This is a genomic window from Polyangium spumosum (assembly GCF_009649845.1).
Lineage (GTDB): Bacteria > Myxococcota_A > Polyangia > Polyangiales > Polyangiaceae > Polyangium > Polyangium spumosum.
In genome coordinates this window covers 857,021-875,770 of record NZ_WJIE01000001.1, presented here as the reverse complement: position 1 = coordinate 875,770, position 18,750 = coordinate 857,021, and the positions used below count along the sequence as shown (strand labels likewise).

The 18,750-nt window shown below is 70.5% G+C and carries 15 protein-coding genes and 1 tRNA gene; 13 read left to right on the top strand and 3 right to left on the bottom strand.

Annotated features, from left to right (window positions below; all coding sequences use genetic code 11):
* Positions 1 to 6: 6 nt before the first annotated feature.
* Genes GF068_RS03765 through rodA form a run of 3 tightly spaced genes read left to right on the top strand, consistent with a single transcriptional unit; the run spans position 7 to position 3,601 of the window.
* Positions 7 to 534, top strand: coding sequence for a hypothetical protein (locus tag GF068_RS03765; RefSeq protein WP_153817883.1), 528 nt, complete (start codon positions 7 to 9; stop codon positions 532 to 534).
* Positions 531 to 2,471: a penicillin-binding protein 2 gene (mrdA, locus tag GF068_RS03760; RefSeq protein ID WP_153817882.1), complete on the top strand. Its 1,941-nt coding sequence runs from the start codon at positions 531 to 533 to the stop codon at positions 2,469 to 2,471. The genes GF068_RS03765 and mrdA overlap by 4 nt, the downstream gene beginning before the upstream one ends.
* The gene (gene rodA, locus GF068_RS03755; protein ID WP_338046206.1) at positions 2,468 to 3,601 is read left to right on the top strand and encodes a rod shape-determining protein RodA; all 1,134 of its coding nucleotides are present in this window, start codon (positions 2,468 to 2,470) and stop codon (positions 3,599 to 3,601) included. Before mrdA ends, rodA begins: the two co-directional genes overlap by 4 nt.
* Positions 3,602 to 3,611: 10 nt before the next feature.
* On the opposite strand, the gene GF068_RS03750 is transcribed toward rodA, so the two are convergent.
* The 3 genes from GF068_RS03750 to GF068_RS03740 all read right to left on the bottom strand — a co-directional run bounded on the left by GF068_RS03750 (position 3,612) and on the right by GF068_RS03740 (position 6,952).
* The gene (locus GF068_RS03750; protein ID WP_153817881.1) at positions 3,612 to 5,087 is read right to left on the bottom strand and encodes a GTP-binding protein; all 1,476 of its coding nucleotides are present in this window, start codon (positions 5,085 to 5,087) and stop codon (positions 3,612 to 3,614) included.
* Positions 5,088 to 5,219: 132 nt separating this feature from the next.
* Complete coding sequence (locus GF068_RS03745; RefSeq protein WP_153817880.1) at positions 5,220 to 5,930, bottom strand: PA14 domain-containing protein; 711 nt, start codon at positions 5,928 to 5,930, stop codon at positions 5,220 to 5,222.
* Positions 5,931 to 5,989: 59 nt separating this feature from the next.
* A complete protein-coding gene (locus GF068_RS03740) occupies positions 5,990 to 6,952 on the bottom strand; it encodes a rhomboid family intramembrane serine protease (RefSeq protein WP_153817879.1) in 963 nt (320 codons plus the stop codon).
* A 144-nt stretch (positions 6,953 to 7,096) separates the two neighbouring features.
* Here GF068_RS03740 and GF068_RS03735 point away from each other — a divergent pair, with 144 nt between their 5' ends.
* From GF068_RS03735 to GF068_RS03690, 10 genes are all read left to right on the top strand, one after another.
* Positions 7,097 to 7,900 (top strand): RNA polymerase sigma factor, encoded by an 804-nt coding sequence (locus GF068_RS03735; RefSeq protein ID WP_338046205.1) that lies wholly within the window; start codon positions 7,097 to 7,099, stop codon positions 7,898 to 7,900.
* Positions 7,897 to 8,607: a hypothetical protein gene (locus tag GF068_RS03730; protein ID WP_153817878.1), complete on the top strand. Its 711-nt coding sequence runs from the start codon at positions 7,897 to 7,899 to the stop codon at positions 8,605 to 8,607. The genes GF068_RS03735 and GF068_RS03730 overlap by 4 nt, the downstream gene beginning before the upstream one ends.
* Entirely contained in the window at positions 8,604 to 9,194 is a 591-nt protein-coding gene (locus GF068_RS03725; RefSeq protein WP_153817877.1) for a hypothetical protein, read from the top strand. The genes GF068_RS03730 and GF068_RS03725 overlap by 4 nt, the downstream gene beginning before the upstream one ends.
* Before the next feature lie 7 nt (positions 9,195 to 9,201).
* The gene (locus tag GF068_RS03720) at positions 9,202 to 10,176 is read left to right on the top strand and encodes an LpxL/LpxP family acyltransferase (RefSeq protein ID WP_153817876.1); all 975 of its coding nucleotides are present in this window, start codon (positions 9,202 to 9,204) and stop codon (positions 10,174 to 10,176) included.
* A 41-nt stretch (positions 10,177 to 10,217) separates the two neighbouring features.
* Positions 10,218 to 11,900 carry a DnaJ domain-containing protein gene (locus GF068_RS03715; RefSeq protein ID WP_170319288.1) on the top strand — a complete coding sequence of 561 codons (1,683 nt, stop codon included), beginning with the start codon at positions 10,218 to 10,220 and terminating at the stop codon, positions 11,898 to 11,900.
* An 82-nt stretch (positions 11,901 to 11,982) separates the two neighbouring features.
* Entirely contained in the window at positions 11,983 to 13,812 is a 1,830-nt protein-coding gene (dnaK, locus tag GF068_RS03710; protein ID WP_153817874.1) for a molecular chaperone DnaK, read from the top strand.
* Positions 13,813 to 13,840: 28 nt separating this feature from the next.
* Positions 13,841 to 15,322, top strand: a complete 1,482-nt coding sequence (locus tag GF068_RS03705) for a hypothetical protein (protein ID WP_153817873.1) — start codon at positions 13,841 to 13,843, stop codon at positions 15,320 to 15,322.
* The gene (locus GF068_RS03700; RefSeq protein ID WP_153817872.1) at positions 15,319 to 17,373 is read left to right on the top strand and encodes a M1 family metallopeptidase; all 2,055 of its coding nucleotides are present in this window, start codon (positions 15,319 to 15,321) and stop codon (positions 17,371 to 17,373) included. Before GF068_RS03705 ends, GF068_RS03700 begins: the two co-directional genes overlap by 4 nt.
* Complete coding sequence (locus tag GF068_RS03695; protein ID WP_153817871.1) at positions 17,370 to 18,464, top strand: hypothetical protein; 1,095 nt, start codon at positions 17,370 to 17,372, stop codon at positions 18,462 to 18,464. Before GF068_RS03700 ends, GF068_RS03695 begins: the two co-directional genes overlap by 4 nt.
* 63 nt (positions 18,465 to 18,527) lie before the next feature.
* Positions 18,528 to 18,600: transfer RNA gene (locus GF068_RS03690), tRNA-Phe, on the top strand.
* Positions 18,601 to 18,750: the final 150 nt, after the last annotated feature.

Here is an 18,750-nt window from a genome sequence, read left to right as displayed (position 1 = left end):
AGGACGATGCGAAACACCGCATTTCTCGCTGTCGGCATCGCCCTTCTCATCATCCAGTCGAACCTCTATCGGCTGATCGGTCGGCTGCAGATCGCGGGGATCACGCCGAGCTTGCTCCTGCCGCTCGTGGTCTTCATGGGCGTGCACGAGTACTCGATCGCGCGCGGCGCGGCGCTCGCGTTCTTGCTCGGTTACCTGCTCGATCTCTTCTCGGCCGCGCCGATCGGCCTGTTCACGTTCATCACGGTCGCCACGTTCGTCGTCGCGCGCGCCGCGGGCGTGCGCCTCGCCGCGCAGACGCTCCTCACGAAGGTCGCGCTCGCCTTCGCGTTCGCGCTCCTCGAGGGCGTGCTCATCATCGTGCTCACGGCGATCTTCGGCACGGACACGGCGCGGCCGCGGGCGCTGGCGACGCTCGTCGCGCCGCACGCGATCGGCACGGCGCTCTTCGCGCCGCTCGTCTTCAGCCTCGCCGAGCGCGTGCACCAGGCGACCATCAACGTGCCGAGGCCTGGAGAGGGAGGGCAACGATGAGCCTCGTCGTCCAGCGCTCCGACGTCAGCGAGTTCCGGCGCCGGTTCCGGTGGATCGCGCTCGCGATGGTGGTGCTGCTCTTCGTCCTCATCGGGCGCCTGTTCCAGCTCCAGATCCTCGAGGGCGAGGACAACAAGGCGATCGCCCGCGAGAACATCGTCCGTCGCATCACGCTCGCGACGACGCGCGGGATCATCCGCGATCGCAACGGCAAGGTCCTCGCGGCGAGCCGGCCCTCGTACAACCTCTACGTCGTCCCCGAGAAGATCGACATGCAGGTGGTCTGGCCGAGGCTCGTCGAGTACCTCGGCGTCGGCGTGGACGAGCGAGCGCGGCTCGAGGCGCTCTTGACCAACATCCGCGCGAGCGACGGACCTCGGAAGAGCCAGCAGATCCTGCTCAAGGAGGACATCTCGCGTGACGCCGTGGCCACGCTGCGCACGCACGACGCGGAGCTGCCCTTCGTGGACGTCGTGCCCGTGCCGGTCCGCTACTACCCGTACGAAGAGGTCGGCGCGCACGCGCTCGGGTACATGGTCGAGGTCGACGCGGAGAAGCTGAGCAAGCTCCGCAGCGCGGGCTACGTCGAGGGCGATCGCGTCGGCGCCACGGGCATCGAGCGCGCGTGGGAGAGCTACCTGCGCGGCACGCGTGGCTGGGAGAAGGTGCTCGTCGACGCGAAGGGGCGGCGTCGGTCCGGCGGGGAGGGGATCATCGAGGAGCCGCGGCGCGTGGATCCGATCCCGGGCCGCGATCTGCGGCTCACGCTCGACGCCGACATCCAGCGCGCGATCGACAAGGCCATGCGCGGCGAGCTCGCGGGCGGCGTCGCGCTGATCGACGTGCGCACGGGCCGCATCATCGGCCTCTACTCGAAGCCGAGTTACGATCCGAACGCGCTCTCGGGCGGCTCGGGCAAGCAGGTCATCCGCGACGCGTTCCGGAGGCTCTACTCGGATCCGCTCAAGCCCGCGCTCGACAAGACGATCTCGGGCGCGTACCCGCCGGGCTCGACGTTCAAGCCCTTCACGGCGCTCGCGGCGCTCGAGAAGGGGCTCATCGATCATCGGCAGGCGTCCAACTGCCGGGGCGCGCTCACCTTCGGCAAGCGCACCTTCCGATGCACGCACGTGCATGGACCGGTGGATCTGCACCAGGGGATCGCCGAGTCGTGCAACGTCTACTTCTACCGCCTCGCGGCCGAGCTCGGCGTGGGCATGGACGTCATCGCCGAGATGGGCCAGCGCTTCGGCCTCGGCACGAAGACGGGCCTCGGCGTGAACGCGGAGGCCGCGGGCCGCATGCCGACGCGCGCGTGGATGACCCTGCGCAACAAGGGCCAGTTCCGCCTCGGCTTCGGCCTCAACGCGGCGATCGGCCAGGGCGCGACGACCGTGACGGTCCTCCAGCTCGCGCTCGCGTACGCGGCGCTCGCGAACGGCGGCACGCTGTATCAGCCGCAGATCGTGCGCGCGGTCGAGACGAGCGCGGGCACGGTGGTGCAGGAGTTCGCGCCGCGCGTGCGCAGGCAGATCGAGGTGAGCCCCGAGAACATCTCGCTCGTGCAGAAGGCGCTCTACGCGGGCGTCAACTCCGAGGCGGGCACCGCCTTCAAGGCGCGCGTGCTCGGCGTCGACATGGCCGGCAAGACGGGCACCGCGCAGGTCTCGCACAAGCTCGCGCGTGGCGCCGAGGCCGAGCGCGTCTGGTACTTCAACCGCGAGCACGCGTGGTTCGCGGGTTACTCGCCTTCACGCGCGCCCGAGGTCGCGGTCGTGGTCCTCGTCGAGCACGGCGGCGCGGGCGGCAAGCACGCCGCGCCCGTCGCCTTCGAGGTGGTCCGCGCGTACAACGAGCTCGCGCGTGAGCGCGCCCCGCGCGCCGGCGTGAACAACGCGGGCCACAAGCCGAAGCCCGATCGGGGAGGTGCGCCGTGATCCGAGGGGACGTCTCGCCGCGCGCGAAAGATCACTTCGACTGGCCGCTCTTCATCACGGCGGCGCTCATCGCCGTGCTCGGTGTGGTCAACCTCTACAGCGCGACGAGCGTCTACCAGGGCGTGCGCGCCGAGCTCTACATCAGCCAGATCTACTGGCTCGTGCTCGGCGGGATCCTCGGCGGGATCCTCGTCGCCATCGACTATCGCCACCTCGAGCGCCTCGGCTACGCCATCTACACCTTCGGCGTCTTCTCGCTCATCCTGGTCTTCATCTTCGCGAAGGACCTGCGAGGCAGTAAGCGCTGGATCGAGTTCGGAGCGTTCCGCTTCCAGCCGAGCGAGTTCATGAAGATCTTCCTCGTGATCGCGCTCGCGAAGTTCCTCCACGACGATCCACGCAGCGAAGGGCGCACGTTGAAGGATCTCCTCGTGCCCGCCCTGCTCACGGGCGTGCCCGCGCTGCTCATCCTGAAGCAGCCCGATCTCGGCACGGCGTCGATCCACGTCCTCGTCTTCCTCATGATCGCCGCGCTCACGCGGGTGAAGTGGAAGAGCGTGCTCACGTTCGTCGTGACGGTCATCTGCGCGCTCCCCCTCATCTGGAACTACGTCCTGCTCGACTACCAGAAGGCGCGCGTGACCGTCTTCTTGCGGCCCGAGGACGACATCCTCAAGACCGGCTGGCACGCGCATCACTCGCGCGTGGCCATCGGCAACGGCGGCCTCTTCGGCAACGGGTACATGAAGGGCACGCAGAACCAGTTCAATTTCCTGCCCGATCAGTTCTCGGACTTCCCGTTCCCCGTCTTCGCGGAGGAGTGGGGGTTCGCCGGCAGCGTGCTGCTCATGCTGCTCTACGGCTTCCTCTGCTTGTGGTCGATCCGCATCGCCTCGCTCGCCAAGGATCGCTTCGGCGCCGTGCTCGGCGTCGGCTGCAGCGCGATCCTCTTCTGGCACGCGTTCATCAACGCAGGCATGGTCTGCGGCATCCTGCCCGTCGTCGGCGTGACCTTGCCGCTCTTCTCGTACGGCGGATCCAGCGTGACGACGATGATCATGTGCGTCGCGCTGCTCATGAACGTGTCGATGCGCCGCTACTCGGTCGTGCCCGCGCCCGACCGGCTCTGAACCGAGCTCGCTAGCGAATCGAGCTTCGCGCGAGCCGCGCGTCGATGGCGAACGCGTAGGCCGCGAGCGCGTCGCGCGCCGTCATCTTCCCGCCCCCGCGCGCCGCGCGCACGGCCCCGCGGAAGGACAGGTAACGGCGTCCATCGAGCCCGAGGAGCAGCGTCACCGCCGCGGGATCACGCGGCGCGTCCGAGGCGCCGAACAAGCTCGCGGCGCTCGCGAGCTGTCGCGACACGAGGCCATCACACTGCTCGATCGCCTCGGCATATCGACCCCCCGCGATGGCCGACTCGACGTTGTGCACGAGCGCGTGATCGCCGTCGGGCCAGAGCTCCACGAACGACATCCCGGAGCCACGCGGCGCCTCGAAGGGCCCGCCTGCGTCGGCCTTCGCCGCGATGTTCACGGGCGAGCCAGGCGTCGACGGCGCGGACGTCGGCGCTTGCGGGACGAGCGGCGCGAAGGGCTTCGGCGGCGGGAAGACGGAGCCACGCGTCCGGCTACGCACGGACTCGGGAGCGCGAGGCCTGCCCACCGTGGGCGGAGACTGCACCGACGCAGGCGGCGGAGGCCGCACGGACTCGGTCTTCGGGAGGATCGGCGCCTCTGCGGGCGGCGCGATCGCGAGCTGCGCGCTCGACGGAGCGGGCTCTTCGTGCGCCTCGGGGAAGCTCGTGACGGGCAGGGGAGGCGGGCGCATCGCGGCGCTCTTCAGCTCATCGGGCTCCTCGAGGCCCGTATCGGGAGGCACGCTGCCCCAGGCGCGGCTCGGCTCGACGCGGTTGACCATCGCGGCGCTCACGGGCGGACGGTCGCTGCGCGAGGCGTCGCGGAGCGCGGCGGCGAGCCCTTCTTCGGCCGGATCGTAGGCCTCTGCGGCCGCGGCGCGCACCGACTCGGGGATCTGCGACTCGAACGACGCGAGCACGACCTGCGTGATGCGCTCGAGCGTCTCGTACACGCCGAGGCCCGTCTTCGCCGACGCGGGGAGGGATGGCGCGCCGTAACGGTTCAGCATCCTGTCGATCTCCTCCATGGGGAGGACATCGGGCAGGTCGCGCTTGTTGTGCTGGAAGACGAGCGGCATGTCCGCGACGTTCCGGCCCTGATCGGCGAGGTTGTCGCGGAGGTTGTCGAAGCTCTCGAGGTTGGCGTCCGCGCGCGCGATCTGCGAGTCGCTCACGAAGACGATGCCGTCGGCGCCGGTGAGGACGAGCTTGCGTGTCGCGTTGAAGTAGACCTGCCCGGGGACGGTGAAGAGCTGCAGGCGGACGTTCATGCCGCGGATGGGCGGCAAGCGCATCGGCAGGAAGTCGAAGTAGAGCGTGCGGTCGACGGGCGTCGCGAGCGAGACGAGCTTGCCGCGATGCTCGGGCTTGGCCGTCGCGTGGATGTACTCGAGCGTGGTCGTCTTCCCGCCGAGCCCAGGGCCGTAATAGACGATTTTGAAGACGAGCTCCCGCGAGAGCGGGTTCACCGACGCCATACGCGAGGCGACGATAGCACCATGGACACCCGGCGCGGCGAATAAGCCGCAGGCGTGCAGCGCTGTCGTGGTCCGGGGCGAACGGTGGGGTGGAGAGAGTCGGGATCGTGCGGAGAGGGGCGCGCGCGCGAGCTAGCGAACGCCGACGAGGGGACGCGGCGGTGCGTCACCTTCGCCCATGGAGAGCGCGAGGGCGACCGTACCCTTCCGGCCCTGGAAATAGTCGAGGCGGAGCTGGTGGCGGCCGGGCTTGAGCAGCTTCGTCCCGGTGGCCTCCTGGGGCATGTGCAGGCCGTCGTTGTCGATGACCTTCGCGCCGTCGATGTACAGGATGGCGCCGTCGTCGGAGGTGAGCTTGAAGGTGTAGCCGGACTCGCGCGGGACGTCGAAAGCGCCCTCGTAGCGGATCGCGAACCACTCTTCCTGGGCGAGCACGCCGGGGAAGCCGCCCGAGAACTCCTGGCGCTGGACGATGAAGCTGTCGGTGAGCAGCGTCGCGAAGGGGACCATCTTGGAGAGGTCCGGCATGCGCGTCGTCGTGTCGGGGATCACGTACGCGTAGCCCTTGAACGCGCCGAGCGTGCCGTTCCCGAAGGCGATCCTGCCGTTGATGCGCGGCGGTTCGACAGCGGGCTTGGTGGTGTTCGGTTGCGTGGGCGTCGTCTGCGTGGGGCGCTGGGCGTTCGTCGGGCGGGGGATGGTTCCGCGGGTCGGCTGCCGCGTCGCCTGCGCCTGCGCTGGCTGGCGCTGGTTCGACGGGTTGCGGTTGTTGACGTAGACGGTGCAGCCGCCAAGGGCGACCGCGGAGGCAAGAAGGGCGAGCCGGAGCGAGCTGTGCGACATGACGTCTCCTCGGGAAGAAATCGACACGAGGCGGTAGACGGTCGGAGACGAATTTGCAATCACCGCTTCGTCGGGAAATCGACAACCCGGGTCTCGACCGGTCGCCGAGACGAACGCTCCTCACCCTGCGCGAGCTCGCGCCACGTCGGCGAGAGCTGCGCCAGGACGAGCGAAGCCACGCACGTGAGGAGCCCCAGCGCCGCGGCGACGTTCAGCCCGAGGTCCGACTTGCCGCTGCGGCTGGAAGCGGACACCCGTTTGGCAAAATACAGGCCGAACAGGACGCCGACGCCGAGGCCGCCGAGGTGGGCGATGTTGTTGATGAGCACGCCGACCCGGGCCTGGTTGATGGCGAAGCCGAGGACGACGTTGAGGAGCACGGCCTGCAGGGCGAACCGCTTCCACTGCGGGTTTCGCTGCCGGTAGAGCATCGCCACCACGAGGCCCATGATCCCGAAGACGGCGCCGCTCGCGCCCGCCGTCAGCCCACCACCCGAGGGGTCGAACAGGAACGTGTAGGCCATCGATGCGACGAACCCCGCGACGCCGGACACGACGTACGTGAGGACGAGGCGCGCCGGGCCCACGGCGGGCTCGGCGATCCGGCCGAGCCACGAGAAGACGAACATGTTGCCGAGCAGGTGCAGGGCGCCGAAATGCACGAACACCGCGGAGACGAGCCGCCACGGCTCCGCGAAGACGAGCAAGGCGTGAAGCGCTCCGAACCGGAGGGTGTCGATCGGCGCCGGGCGAAGCAGCGCCGAGAGCACGTCCCCGGTGCCCCGGGTGCGCAGCGCGACGTAGATCTGCGCCGCAAAGACCAGGATCGTGAGTCCCATCACGAACTTCGAGGCGAGCAAGGCCTCCGGATCGAGGCGCGCGCCGAGGCGATCGACCGAACGAGCGACCGTGGAGAGCGCGTGTCCGCAGCGCACGCAGCGATCGAAGCCCGCCCCGTTGAGCGCGCCGCAGCGCTCGCAAGGCATGGTCTTCGACCGCGTGGGTTGTCCTTCTTCAGCCAAGTCGACGCTCCCTTGTCTGAAAATCCGGGGTTTCCATCGGAGAAAATCCGTTCGAGGCCGGAAGAGGGCGCGCCCCGCGCGCGCCGGGGCTCAATGTGGTGGCGATCGCCCGTAAGGTCGAGCGGCAAGGGCCGTTCTCCGGGCGTGCAAGCAGAAGCCCTCGCGTTCCGTCCGCTCGCGCCGCCCGCCCTCGATCCGATGGCGGCGCTTTTGCTCGCGGTCGGGCTCGGTCGCCGCGCACCTCGCGCGCCGCGTCCGAAGCCCGCGCCGGTCGAGGCTGTGCGGCAGAGGCCGAGTCCGGGTATCGTGGCGTCCGTGGCCGTTGCGCGTACGGATCTCGAAGCGGAGCGCGAGCTCTGCGAGCGCGCGAGGGCCGGTGATCGCGCGGCGCTCGGGCAGATCCTGCGCCGTTACGGGCCCATCCTCTACCGCTCGGTGCTCCTGCCGCGGCTCGGTCGCGAGGCGCTCGCGCAGGACGCGCTCGCCGAGACGTACGCGCGTGTGGTCGAGCGGTTCCACCAGTTCCAGTGGCAAGACGCGGGCGTGTACCCGTGGCTGCGCGTGGTGGGGATGCGGATCGCGTACGACATCCTGCGCTCGCGCAAGCGCGAGACGCTGTACGAGCCCGACGATCTGCAGCGCGAGATCGACGCGGCCGAGGCCGATCCGCAGGCGAACGGGGAGGCGGAGCTCTGCGAGAAGCGGGACCTCGCCGAGGCGCGCGCGCGTGTCGAGGCGGCGCTGCGATCGATCCACCCGCGTTACGCCGAGGCGATCCGGCTGCGCGTGCTCGAGGAGCGATCACGCGAAGAGGTGGCGAGCGCGCTCGGCGTGACGGTGTCGACGTTCGACGTGGTGCTGCACCGCGCGCTCGCGGCGCTGAAGAAGGCGATCGACGTGCCCCGCGCAGGCGAGGGTAAGCTCGCGTCGAGGGAGGCTCCGCGATGAAAAGGGAGCACAAACTCAGGCTGGTTCGTCCGGACGAGCGCGTGACGTTCGAGGACGAGCCGCCGCCGTCCCCCGAGGAGCTCGCGGAGGCCGATGCGCTGCGCGCGGCGCTGGAGAAGGGCGAGCACCCGCTCGCCGTGGTGCTGCGCTCCGCGAGCGCGCCGGCAGGGATCGACGACGCGCTGAACGACGCGCTGATCGAGCGCGCGCTCGGCAACCACGAGGCGCGCGCCGAGGGCGAGGACGAACCGCCGACGGCCTCCGAGCGCGCGGGGGCCACGCGGCTGCGTGATGCGCTGGAAAGCGCGCGCGGCGAGGAGCACGGCGCGCCGCTCGTGGAGCTCGCAGCGGCGCTCGTGGCGGCGCACAGGCCACGCGCGATCGAGCCGCTCCGGAACGAGGCGCTCATCGCGCGCGCGCTCCGCCGCGCGTCGGCAGAGCCGCGCAAGGGGCGCGTGCTCTCGGTCGTCACGGCGGCGGTCGTCATGGCAGCCGCGGCGGCCGCGGGCTTCGTGCTCACGCTGCAGCCTTCGTCGGACAGCGCGGTCGCGGAGGCGCCGGAGCTCTCGCGATCCCGCTCGGCAGGCGAGCTCTTCGACACGCCGTTCCCGCGCGTGGGCGGCGCTTCGGCGCGCGTCGACAGGATCGCGAGCACGCGCGCCACGGAGCTCCGGCAGAACCGCTTCGCCTTGTGGGGTGTGCGATGACGCGCCGCTCGGCGAGGATGACGATCGCGGCGCTCGGCCTCGTGGTGCTCGGGGCGATCGGCGTGAACTGCGCGCGGTCGGAGCGCGCTGCGATGCAACCTTCGGCGTGCGAGCCCGGCGCCGCGCCGGTCGTCGATTCGGTGCTGCTCGCGTTCCTGTCGAAGGCGCGCGCGGCGCACCACAAGGCCGATCTCGCGGAGGACTCGGGCGACGTGGCGGCGGCGATCGTGTCGCTCGAGTCGCTCACGAGCGGCGCGCGTCCCGGAGGCGAGACGCCGCTGCCCGAGGCAGGTGAGGTCCTTTCGGACACGTACGCGCGCCTCGCCGATCTGCGCAGCGCGCGTGGCGAGTTCGATGCGGCGCTGCGCGACGTCGACGCGGGGCTCTTGCTGGCGAAGGAGACGACGTACTTCCGCGGTCATCTCTTCGAGGTGCGCGGGCTCGTCGAGGAGCGGCGCGCGAAGTCCCTGCCGGAAGGCGAAGGGCGCGAGCGCGCGCGCAAGGCCGCGATGGATGCGTTCGACGAGGCCGTGCGGATCCAGGATCAGGTGATCAACTCGGCGCTCGGCGACGCCGGTCCGCGCTGAGCCGCGCGTGGCGAGCGAGGAGCCCGTCGCCGATGTCCGCGAGGGCGGGACGTGGACCCCGCGGCAACGGCGGAAGAACGACGTCGTGTACGCGCTCGTGCGCGCCTCGCTCGCCGTCGCGTTGCTCCTGCCGCGGCGAGCCCTCCGCTTGGTTTGTCGCGCGCTCGCTTTCGTCGCGTACCTCGTCCTGCCGCGCGCGCGGCGCGTCGTCGCCGCGCGGCTCGAGGCCGGTCTCGGTGCCAGAAGGCCGCGCGTGAGAGATGTCTTCGTGACGGTCGCGGAGATGCTCGCCGACACGCTCGATCTCTTGCGACCCGGCGAGCGCGCGGGCGCGCGGCTCTCGCTCGATCCCGCGTCGCGGCGTGTGTTCGAGGAGGCGCTCGCGGAGGGGCGGGGCGTGGTGTTCGTCGCGGCGCACCTCGGACCCTGGGAGCGCATGGCCGCGCTGCTCGTCGAGGAGGGTTTTCCCGTCGCGACCGTCGCGCGCGAGAGTTACGACCCGCGCTTCACCGAGCTCTACGAGCGGCTGCGTCGCCCGCGTGGTGTTCGTTCGCTTTATCGAGGCCGGCGCGGCGTCGCCCTCTCCATCGCGCGCGAGCTCGCGGAAGGACGCGCCGTGGGATTTCTCGTCGACATCCCCGCGCGCGTGCCCTCGATCACCCGACGCCTCTGCGGCGCGGACGTCCTCGTCCCCGTCGGGCCGGCGCGTATCGCGCTCGCGCGACGGGCAGCGGTGGTCGTCGGCACGTGTGCGCCTCCCGCGCCAGCGTCTTCGAACCCTCGTTCGTCATACCCGGTGGTCGAGATCTCCCGGATTCCTCTGGACGATCTCGGTCCGGATCCTTGCGCCGAGGACGTTCTCGTGACGCGAATCACGGAGGAGCTCGAACGACGCATCGCGGCATGGCCGGAGGCGTGGCTCGGGGGCTTCGTGCCGCCTCGGCCTCCGGCCGCGTTGCGGGGGGCGCTCGATCCTCACTAGACTGAATGCTCGGTTTCGAGTCCGCTACGTCCGGTTTCCCCATGGTGCGTGTTCCCAGGCCGGTGCCCGGGTGCGACATCAAGTCGCTGCCGATGAGGCCCGACGAGGCTTACCTGCTCTCGCGCATCGACGGCGTGGTGAGCGAGCGTGAGCTCTCGCTGATCACCGGCCTCTCGCAGGCCGAGGTGACGACGGCGCTGGATCGGCTCTTCGTGCTCGGCGCCGTCGACTTCAACGAACCCAAGGCCCCGGTGTCCCGCCGCGCCTACCCGAGCGTGGCGCCGACCTCGAGCTCCGTCTCGAGCCGCGGAGGCGAGGGCCCTTCGAGTCGAAGCTTCGACGCAGGCTTCGGCGCGGGGCCGTCGTCGCGCAGGTTCGAGGCGACGGTGGAGACGCCGCCCGCGAGCCGTCGCAGCTTCGAGCCGCTCGCGGAGCTGCCGCCGCCGACCCGACGCAGCATCGAGCTCTCCGCCGAGCGCCGCAGCGGCACCGACACGGGCGTCGAGGCGCCGCCCGTGACGCGCCGCGGGATCGAGCTCACCGTCGAGCAGCCGCCGCGGATCGTCGATCCGGAGCTCGAGGAGCCCGTCGAGCTCGATCACGCGAAGAAGAAGCGGGTCCTCGAGATCCACGACGCGCTCGACGAGCGCAACCACTACGAGCTGCTCGGGGTCCCGACCGACGCGGACAAGAAGGCGATCAAGAGCGCGTACTGGGTGCTCGCGCCGGAGTTCCATCCGGACAAGTATTTCCGCAAGAAGCTCGGCTCGTACAAGCAGCGGATCGAGGCGATCTTCGACCGGCTCACGCTCGCGCACGACGTGCTCACGTCGAAGCAGCGCCGCGCGGAGTACGACGCGTACCTCGAGCAGACGCGGCGGAACCGGACGATGGCGGCGCTGCTCGAGCACGATCCGACCGACATCCCCGCGGTCGTCGCGGCGGCCGAGGATCCGCCGGCGAGCGTGCCGCCGACGTCGGCGGGGCGCCTCGTCGGCGAGGACACGAGCCCGGAGAGCGTGCGGCTCCGTCGGACCTTCAGCGCGAAGCTCGGGAGCAACCCCCTGCGGCGCGCGGCGGGCGACGTGGGCGGCGCGCCCGCCGTGCCCGTGACGCAGGCTCCGCCGGCGGGTGATCACACGCGCCGCTACGACGCGACGCGAAACGAGGCGCGGCGTCTGCAGCTCGAGCGGTACGTGCTGGCGGCGAAGGTGGCGCTCGAGCGCAAGGATCTCGCGGCCGCGGCGAACGCCTACAGGCTCGCGGTGGCGCTCGCGCCCGAGGACGAGGGCCTCGCGCGGAAGGCGGCCGAGATCCAGCAGCAAGCGGCGGCGGAGCTCGCGGACGGGTTCTTGCGGCAGGCCGAGTACGAGGCCAGCCAGGGGCGCTGGTCGGAGGCGGCCATGAGCTTCGCGAACGTCTGCAAAGCGAGGGGAGACGACCCGCGGCCGCACGAGCGTGTCGCCTTTTGCACGCTCAAGACGGGCCAGAACAACCGCCGCGCCATCGATTTCGCGAGGCGCGCGGTGAAGCTCGCCCCTGGTGTCGGCGAGTACCGGCTCACCCTGGCGCGGGCCTACATGGCAGCCGGGCTCGAGACGAGCGCGCGGGTCGAGATGGAGCGCGCCGCCGAGCTTTCGCCGAACGATGCTAGGATGCGCGAGGCGATCGCGCAGCTTCGCGCGCAGATGAAGAAACAAGACGGCGGCGACCCGGAGAAATGATCCCCGGCCCGAGCGGCCTCACCGTACGTTGGCACGTCCGTCTCCCCTCTACGGCACCCCCCTCCACGGAGCACCTGAATCGATGGAGCGCGTCATCGGAATCGATCTCGGCACCACGAACTCGTGCGTGGCCATCGTCGAGGACGGCGTACCGACCGTCATCCCCAACCGCGGCGGCTACAAGACGACCCCTTCGATGGTGGCGATCACCGAGGCCGGCAAGCGCCTCGTCGGTCACATCGCGAAGCGGCAGGCGATCACGAACGCGGAGAACACGGTCTACGCCGCCAAGCGCTTGATCGGGCGCAAGTACTCGTCCTCGCAGGTCAAGCACGCGACGCTCTCGGCGTCGTACCGGATCGTCGAGGGGCCGCACGGCGACGTGCGGATCCAGCTCCGCGACAAGACCTACTCGGTCCCCGAGATCAGCGCGATGGTGCTGCAGGAGATGAAGCTCTTCGCGGAGGACTACCTCTCGGAGCCCGTCACCAAGGCGGTCATCACGGTGCCCGCGTACTTCAACGACGGCCAGCGCCAGGCCACGAAGGACGCGGGGCAGATCGCGGGGCTCGACGTCATCCGCATCGTCAACGAGCCCACGGCCGCCGCGCTCGCGTACGGCTTCGAGCGCAACGTCGAGAAGACGATCGCGGTCTTCGATCTCGGCGGCGGCACGTTCGACATCTCCATCCTGGAGATCGGCGCGGGCGGCGTGTTCAAGGTCATCGCCACGGCGGGCGACACGTTCCTCGGCGGCGAGGATTTCGACGCGCGTATCATCGACTGGCTCGTCTCGGGCTTCCGGGATCAGACGGGCGTCGATCTCCGTCAGGATCGTATGGCCCTGCAGCGCCTCAAGGACGCCGCCGAGAAGGCCAAGTGCGAGCTCTCGGGCGTGCGCGAGACCGAGATCAACCTGCCGTTCATCATCTCGAGCGGGCGCAACGAGGCCCTGCACCTGCAGCGCACGCTCACGCGCGACGCGATGGAGTCGCTCTCGGGCGACCTCGTCGAGCGCTGCATCGAGATCTGCCGGCAGACGCTGGAGGACGCGCGCATCGAGCGCGAGGAGATCGAGGACGTGATCCTCGTCGGCGGCATGACGCGTATGCCGCGCGTGCAAGAGGCGGTGCGCCAGTTCTTCGGCCGCGAGCCGTGCAAGGGCGTGCACCCCGACGAGGTCGTCGCGCTCGGCGCCGCCGTGCAGGGCGCCGCGCTCGTGGACGAGTCGAAGCAGATGGTGCTGCTCGACGTCACGCCGCACGCGCTCGGCATCATGACCTACGGGTCGAACTTCGAGGAGCTCATCCCGATGAACACGACCGTGCCCACGAGCCGGTCGAAGATCTTCACGACGAGCCGCGACAACCAGACGGCCGTGAAGATCCTGGTCATGCAGGGCGAGAGCGCGCAGGCCGAGGGCAACGAGCTGCTCGGCGAGTTCGTCCTCACCGGGCTGCGGCGCGCGCCGAAGGGTCAGGTCGAGATCGAGGTGACGTTCGCCATCGACAGCGACGGCATCGTCTCCGTCGGCGCGAAGGATCTCGAGACCGGCCAGCAGCAGTCGATCCAGGTCACGGCTTCGAGCGGCCTCACGAAGGAAGAGGTCGGCGCGATGATGGAGGCCGCGAAGGAGTACCTCGTCGAGCGTCGCAGCAACGACGAGTTCGAAGGCGTCAAGCAGGAGGCCGAGAAGGTCATCGCGGACATCGAGAAGATGTTCCCGAAAGTACAGGCCATCGTTCAATCCAGCGATTTCGGGCGCGACGCCATCGAGAAGGCGCGTGCCATCCTCGAGCGTTGCCGCGACGCGATCACGCGCAAGGATCTGACCGCGCTTCGTGCTCAAATGGACTCGCTCGCCCGCACGCACCGCATGTTCAAGGGCGTCATCGCCAGGCCGCAGGGGTGAGCTCGGCGCGGCGCTTTGCCGGGGTGTGATGTCGCAGAAGCCTCCCGAACGAACCGACGAAGAGACCGGAGACGAGGCCACGGACCCGGAAGGCAAGGGCGCCGCGGATCGCGGCGGCGCGCGCAAGCCTGTCGTGCCGCGTGGCCTCGGCCTCGCCGGTGACACCGTGCGTCCGCCGCAGCCCGTGGTCTCGTTCGGCGAGGCCGAGCCGCTGCCGGAGTTCATGCAGGACCGCGAGACGTTGCCGCCGCCCATCCCGATGGAGCAGCTCGTCGAGCAGATGATGAAGCCCGAGGAGCCCGAGGAGCGGGCCTCCTCCGCGGCCGAGACGGTCCCGCCGCCGGCGAGCGACGTCGATACGGTGCGGCCGCGCGGCGACGACGCGAAGACGATCCCGCCGCGCGGTGACGACACGATCCCGCCGCGGATGCACGACGCGAAGACGGTCCCGCCGCGCGGCGACGACTCCGAGCCGCCGCGTGGGGACGACACCACGGTCGATCTGCGGCAGGACGATCTCGCCACGCTGCCGCCGCCGCTGCTCGACGCGGACACGATGCCGGGCGTCGCCGCTGGGCTGATGGAGGAGCACGAGCCGCTCTACCGAGGCATCACCGCGCGTGACTCGTCGTCGTCGCTCACGGCGCGCGCGATCGACACGGCGGAGGCCGTGTTCGAAGAGCTCGGCGTGGAGCTCTTCCGCGCGCGAGACACCCTCGAGACCGAGCCGCCGCGCGCACGGGAGACCGAGCCTCCGCGCTCGCGTCCGGTGGAAGAGCCTCCGCGCTCGCGCCCGGTGGAAGAGCCTCCGCGCTCGCGTCCGGTGGAAGAGCCTCCGCGCTCGCGTCCGGTGGAAGAGCCCGTGCGCTCGCGTCCGCACGCGCCCGAGGAGCTGCCGCGCCCTCGCTCGATCGAGGAGCGCCCGCGCTTCGCTCCACGCGTGACGCCTCCGTGGACCGCGAAGCCCACGACCGACGCTCCACCTCCGCCGCCGGCGCCGAGCAGCACGGCGGGTCGACCGGGCTCGCACCGCCGGCGGGGCTCGGAGACGGGCTCGCGCAGCAGCGAGTCGCTCATGTCGGGCGATCGCGTCTCCCCTGCGCCGAGCGTGCCCGTGAGCGAGCGGCTCAACGAGGTGCGCTCGCGCTACGAGGCCGGCGATCATCGCGCCGCGCTCGCGCTCGCGGAGGCGATCCTCGCCGACATGCCCGACAACATCGGCGCGCTGAGCTACGCCGAGAGCTCGAGGCAGATGCTGAAGCAGAGGTACATGGCGCGTATCGGCGACACGGGTCTCGTGCCGCGCCTCCGCGTCTCCGTCGAGGAGCTCGTGCGGAGCGGCCTCGACGAGCGCGGGCGCGTCGTGGTCGCGTCGATCGACGGCGTGCTCTCCGTCGACGACATCATCGGCGCCGCGGGCCTGCCGACGATCGAGGTGCTGCGGGTCATCCACGATCTGCTCGTGGCGCAGAGGCTCGATCTCGCCGCGTTCCCGAGGGTGCGACGATGAGCCGCGCGCACGCGGCGGCTCTCGCGTGGGGCAAGACGCTCCTCGCGATCGTGGCGGGCCTCGGCGCGACGTACGGAGCGGCGCTCGCGGCGACCACCGGCGTCCCGGCCGAGCCCGCCCCGGCGCAGGGGGTCGAGCTCGCAGACGTGATCGTCCCGCCGAGCGGCGGCGCGCGGCCGGCGTTCGCCGCCGAGCCCATGGCCGCGCACGCCGATCCCGTCGCCAGCTACACGCTGCGCGCCTCGCTCGATCCGAAGCTCCACCAGGTGCGCGGCGAGGGCACGATCGTCTGGCGCAACGCCTCGCGTGTCCCGCAACGCGAGGTCTGGCTGCACCTCTACCTGAACGCCTTCAAGAACGAGAAGACGAACTACATGCGGCAGCGCGCGCGGGGCTTCCGCGGCGGAGGCGCGCTCGTCGACTACGGTTGGATCCGCGTCTCCAAGCTCTACGCGCGTGAGCTCGAGACGGAGCTCTGGGACAAGGCCGACAAACACACGCCGGGCGATCCCGACGACGAGACCGACATCCGCGTGCCCTTGCCGCGCGCCGTCGAGCCCGGCGAGACGATCACCTTCGACGTCGCGTTCGTCTCGGATCTGCCGAGCGTCACGTTGCGCACCGGCTTCGACGACAGCTTCCACATGGTGGCGCAGTGGTTCCCCAAGCTCGCGAAGATCGAGCCCGACGGGCGCTGGGCGCACTTCCCGTTTTATCGGTTCTCGGAGTTCTACGCGGACTACGGCAACTACGACGTCACGATCGACGCGCCCGAGGACTTCGTCGTCGGCGCGACCGGCAGGCTCGACAAGGAGACGCTGAAGGACGGCCGCGTCGAGCGGCGCTTCGTGCAGGAGGACGTGCACGACTTCGCCTTCACCGCGTGGGATCATTTCCGCGAGGTCACGGCGACGACGGCGGACGGCGTCGCGCTTCGTTGCCTCTATCCGCCGGGCTTCGACAGGGTCGCGACGATCGAGCTCGACGCGGTCCGCTTCGGGCTCGAGCACTTCGGCGCGGCGTACGGCAAGTACCCGTATGGCACGGTCACGATCGTGCACCCGCCCCGCGGCGCGGGCGAGGCCGGCGGCATGGAGTACCCCACGTTGATCACCACGGGCGGCGCGTGGTGGACGCCCGAGACCGGCGCGCGCGCCATCGAGGGCGTGACGATCCACGAGCTCGGGCATCAGTGGTTCTACGGGCTCGTCGCCACGAACGAGCACGCGTATCCGTTCCTCGACGAGGGCCTCAACACGTACGCCGAGGGCGAGTCCATGGAGGCGCGCTGGCCCGGACACTCCGCGGTGCGCTTGCCTGGTGGCTTCGGCGTCGCGCTCCCCGCGGGTTACCGCGTCGCCGCCGCGGAGGTCGAGCACAACGACGCCGTCGCGCAGTCTGCCGCGGGCTTCGCGAGCGGCGGCGACTACGGCTCGCTCGTCTATTCGCGCACCGCGACGATCTTGAACACGCTCGCCGGTGTCTACGGGCCCGACAAGGTCCGCGAGGCGATCGGCCGCTACACGCGCCGTTACCGCTTCCGCCACCCCGGGCCCGAGGAGCTGCTCGGCGTCGTGCGTGACACGATCGGCCCCGACGCCGAGCTCGCCATGCGTGTCGCGGTCTTCGAGCGCGGCTGGGTCGATTACACGGTCGCCGAGGTGAGCTCGAGCCGCATGGCGACGCTCGGCGGCGTCTTCGGCGATCCCGACAAACCCTCGGCTGCGCCCGTGCTCGACACCTATGGCTACAAGGGTCGTGTCCTCGTGCGGCGCCGCGGCACGCTGGTGTTCCCCGTCGACATCGACCTCGTGATGGAGGACGGCTCGACGAAGCGCGTGCGCTGGGACGGCAAGGGCGTCACGCACGAGATCGACTACGAGGGCGAGCGTCGCCTCGTCGCGGCCGTCATCGATCCGGAGCACCACGTGCTTCTCGACGACGACCTGCTGAACAACGCGCAGAGCGAGCGAGGCGGCGGGCCTGGCTCGCGTGTGCTCGAGCGCGGCATCTTCGGCGCCGAGCTCCTCCTCTGGCTCCTCGCACCGTGAGCACGATGAACCAAGCGCCGGGCACGATCGAAGAACGGCCTCTCGCGCGCAAGCGCCCAGGGGTCATCCTGCTCGTCTACGCCTTCCGCCTCGTCGCGGCGCTCTTGCTCGCTTGGCCCTTCGCCGTCGCGCTCGGCGGCGCCGTCTCGGGCTATCCGCGCGGCGACGCCGTGCTCTTCGACCAAGGCGGCTTCCTCCTCCTCGAGGCGCTACGTCGCTCCGCCGGGGCCCTCCGGCCCGCGACGTCGAGCTCCTTGCTCCTCTTCGTCCTCGTCTGCTTCCTGAGCCTCTTGCCGCTCGCCGCGCTCATCGGCGCGCTCGGCGCGAAGGGCCGCGTCACGGCCCGTGATCTCGGCGCCTGGGCCCTCCGCCCCCTCGGCACCTTCTCGCTTTTGCTCGGCGCTGCGGCGCTCGTCGAGGTCCTCCTCGGCGGAGCGGTGATCGCGATCGGCAACGCGATCGCCAAGCGGAACACGATCGATCTACGCGCCGCCGATCAGGTGCGGATCGGCTTCGTCGCGGGCGCGCTCGTCCTCGTCCTGCTCGTCTCCGTGCTGCACGACCTCGCGCGTGTCGCGGCCGTGCGTGGCGAGCTCGGCGCGCGCGCCTCCATCAAGAGCGCCTTTGCAGCCGCGCGCCGCGCTCCGCTCTCGCTCCTCGTCGGCTGGTCCTGGCGCGCTGCGCTCGGCGCTGCTTGCCTCGGCCTCGCGCTCGTCCTCGGGTCGCGTATCGGCGTCGAGCGCAAGGCGCAGGTCTTCGCCGGATTCTTGGTGCACCAAGCATCCGTGGTCGCGGTCCTCTTCCTCCGCGCCTCCTGGCTCGCGGCGGCCATCCGCCACGTCGACCAGGTCCTGCCTCGAACGACGACGACGACCGCGCCCGTCGTCGCGGCGTCGCTCCCCGAGGTCCCCGAAGAGCCTGAAGCCCCCGTCGAAGACGACGCCGAACCCCCGCAGGTGGCCTCGCTCCCCGAAGCGCCTCCGGCCGAGGCCCCCGCGCCGCTCGGGCTCCTCGCGGAAAACACCGCGGAAAACCCGCCGCTCGTCCCCGCCGAAGAAAAAGTTGTGACGGGCTCCCAACTCGACGCTTGACTTGGGATACGTTCCGCGTAACGTACGCGGTCCGCGGCGCTCGAAAGGGCGAACGCGGAAGACGCCCAGGTAGCTCAGTTGGTAGAGCAGCGGATTGAAAATCCGCGTGTGGTTGGTTCGATTCCGACCCTGGGCACTACGTTCCTCCCGACGCTGCCTCCCCTTCGAGGCGGCGTCTCGCGAGACACGACGTCAGCCGCTTGACGGCGATGCCGCGTTCCGTTGGCCCAGGCATCATGCACAATGATGACGGCCGGGCGGGCGGCGATCGGCGCGCCCTGCTCGG

Excerpts from the sequence above, each read along its gene's own strand:
- GF068_RS03765 (WP_153817883.1), top strand. The coding sequence starts at position 7 with ATGCGAAACACCGCATTTCTCGCTGTCGGCATCGCCCTTCTCATCATC.
- mrdA (WP_153817882.1), top strand. The coding sequence starts at position 531 with ATGAGCCTCGTCGTCCAGCGCTCCGACGTCAGCGAGTTCCGGCGCCGG.
- GF068_RS03750 (WP_153817881.1), bottom strand. The coding sequence starts at position 5,087 with ATGGCGTCGGTGAACCCGCTCTCGCGGGAGCTCGTCTTCAAAATCGTC.
- GF068_RS03745 (WP_153817880.1), bottom strand. The coding sequence starts at position 5,930 with ATGTCGCACAGCTCGCTCCGGCTCGCCCTTCTTGCCTCCGCGGTCGCC.
- GF068_RS03730 (WP_153817878.1), top strand. The coding sequence starts at position 7,897 with ATGAAAAGGGAGCACAAACTCAGGCTGGTTCGTCCGGACGAGCGCGTG.
- GF068_RS03725 (WP_153817877.1), top strand. The coding sequence starts at position 8,604 with ATGACGCGCCGCTCGGCGAGGATGACGATCGCGGCGCTCGGCCTCGTG.
- GF068_RS03715 (WP_170319288.1), top strand. The coding sequence starts at position 10,218 with ATGGTGCGTGTTCCCAGGCCGGTGCCCGGGTGCGACATCAAGTCGCTG.
- dnaK (WP_153817874.1), top strand. The coding sequence starts at position 11,983 with ATGGAGCGCGTCATCGGAATCGATCTCGGCACCACGAACTCGTGCGTG.
- GF068_RS03705 (WP_153817873.1), top strand. The coding sequence starts at position 13,841 with ATGTCGCAGAAGCCTCCCGAACGAACCGACGAAGAGACCGGAGACGAG.
- GF068_RS03700 (WP_153817872.1), top strand. The coding sequence starts at position 15,319 with ATGAGCCGCGCGCACGCGGCGGCTCTCGCGTGGGGCAAGACGCTCCTC.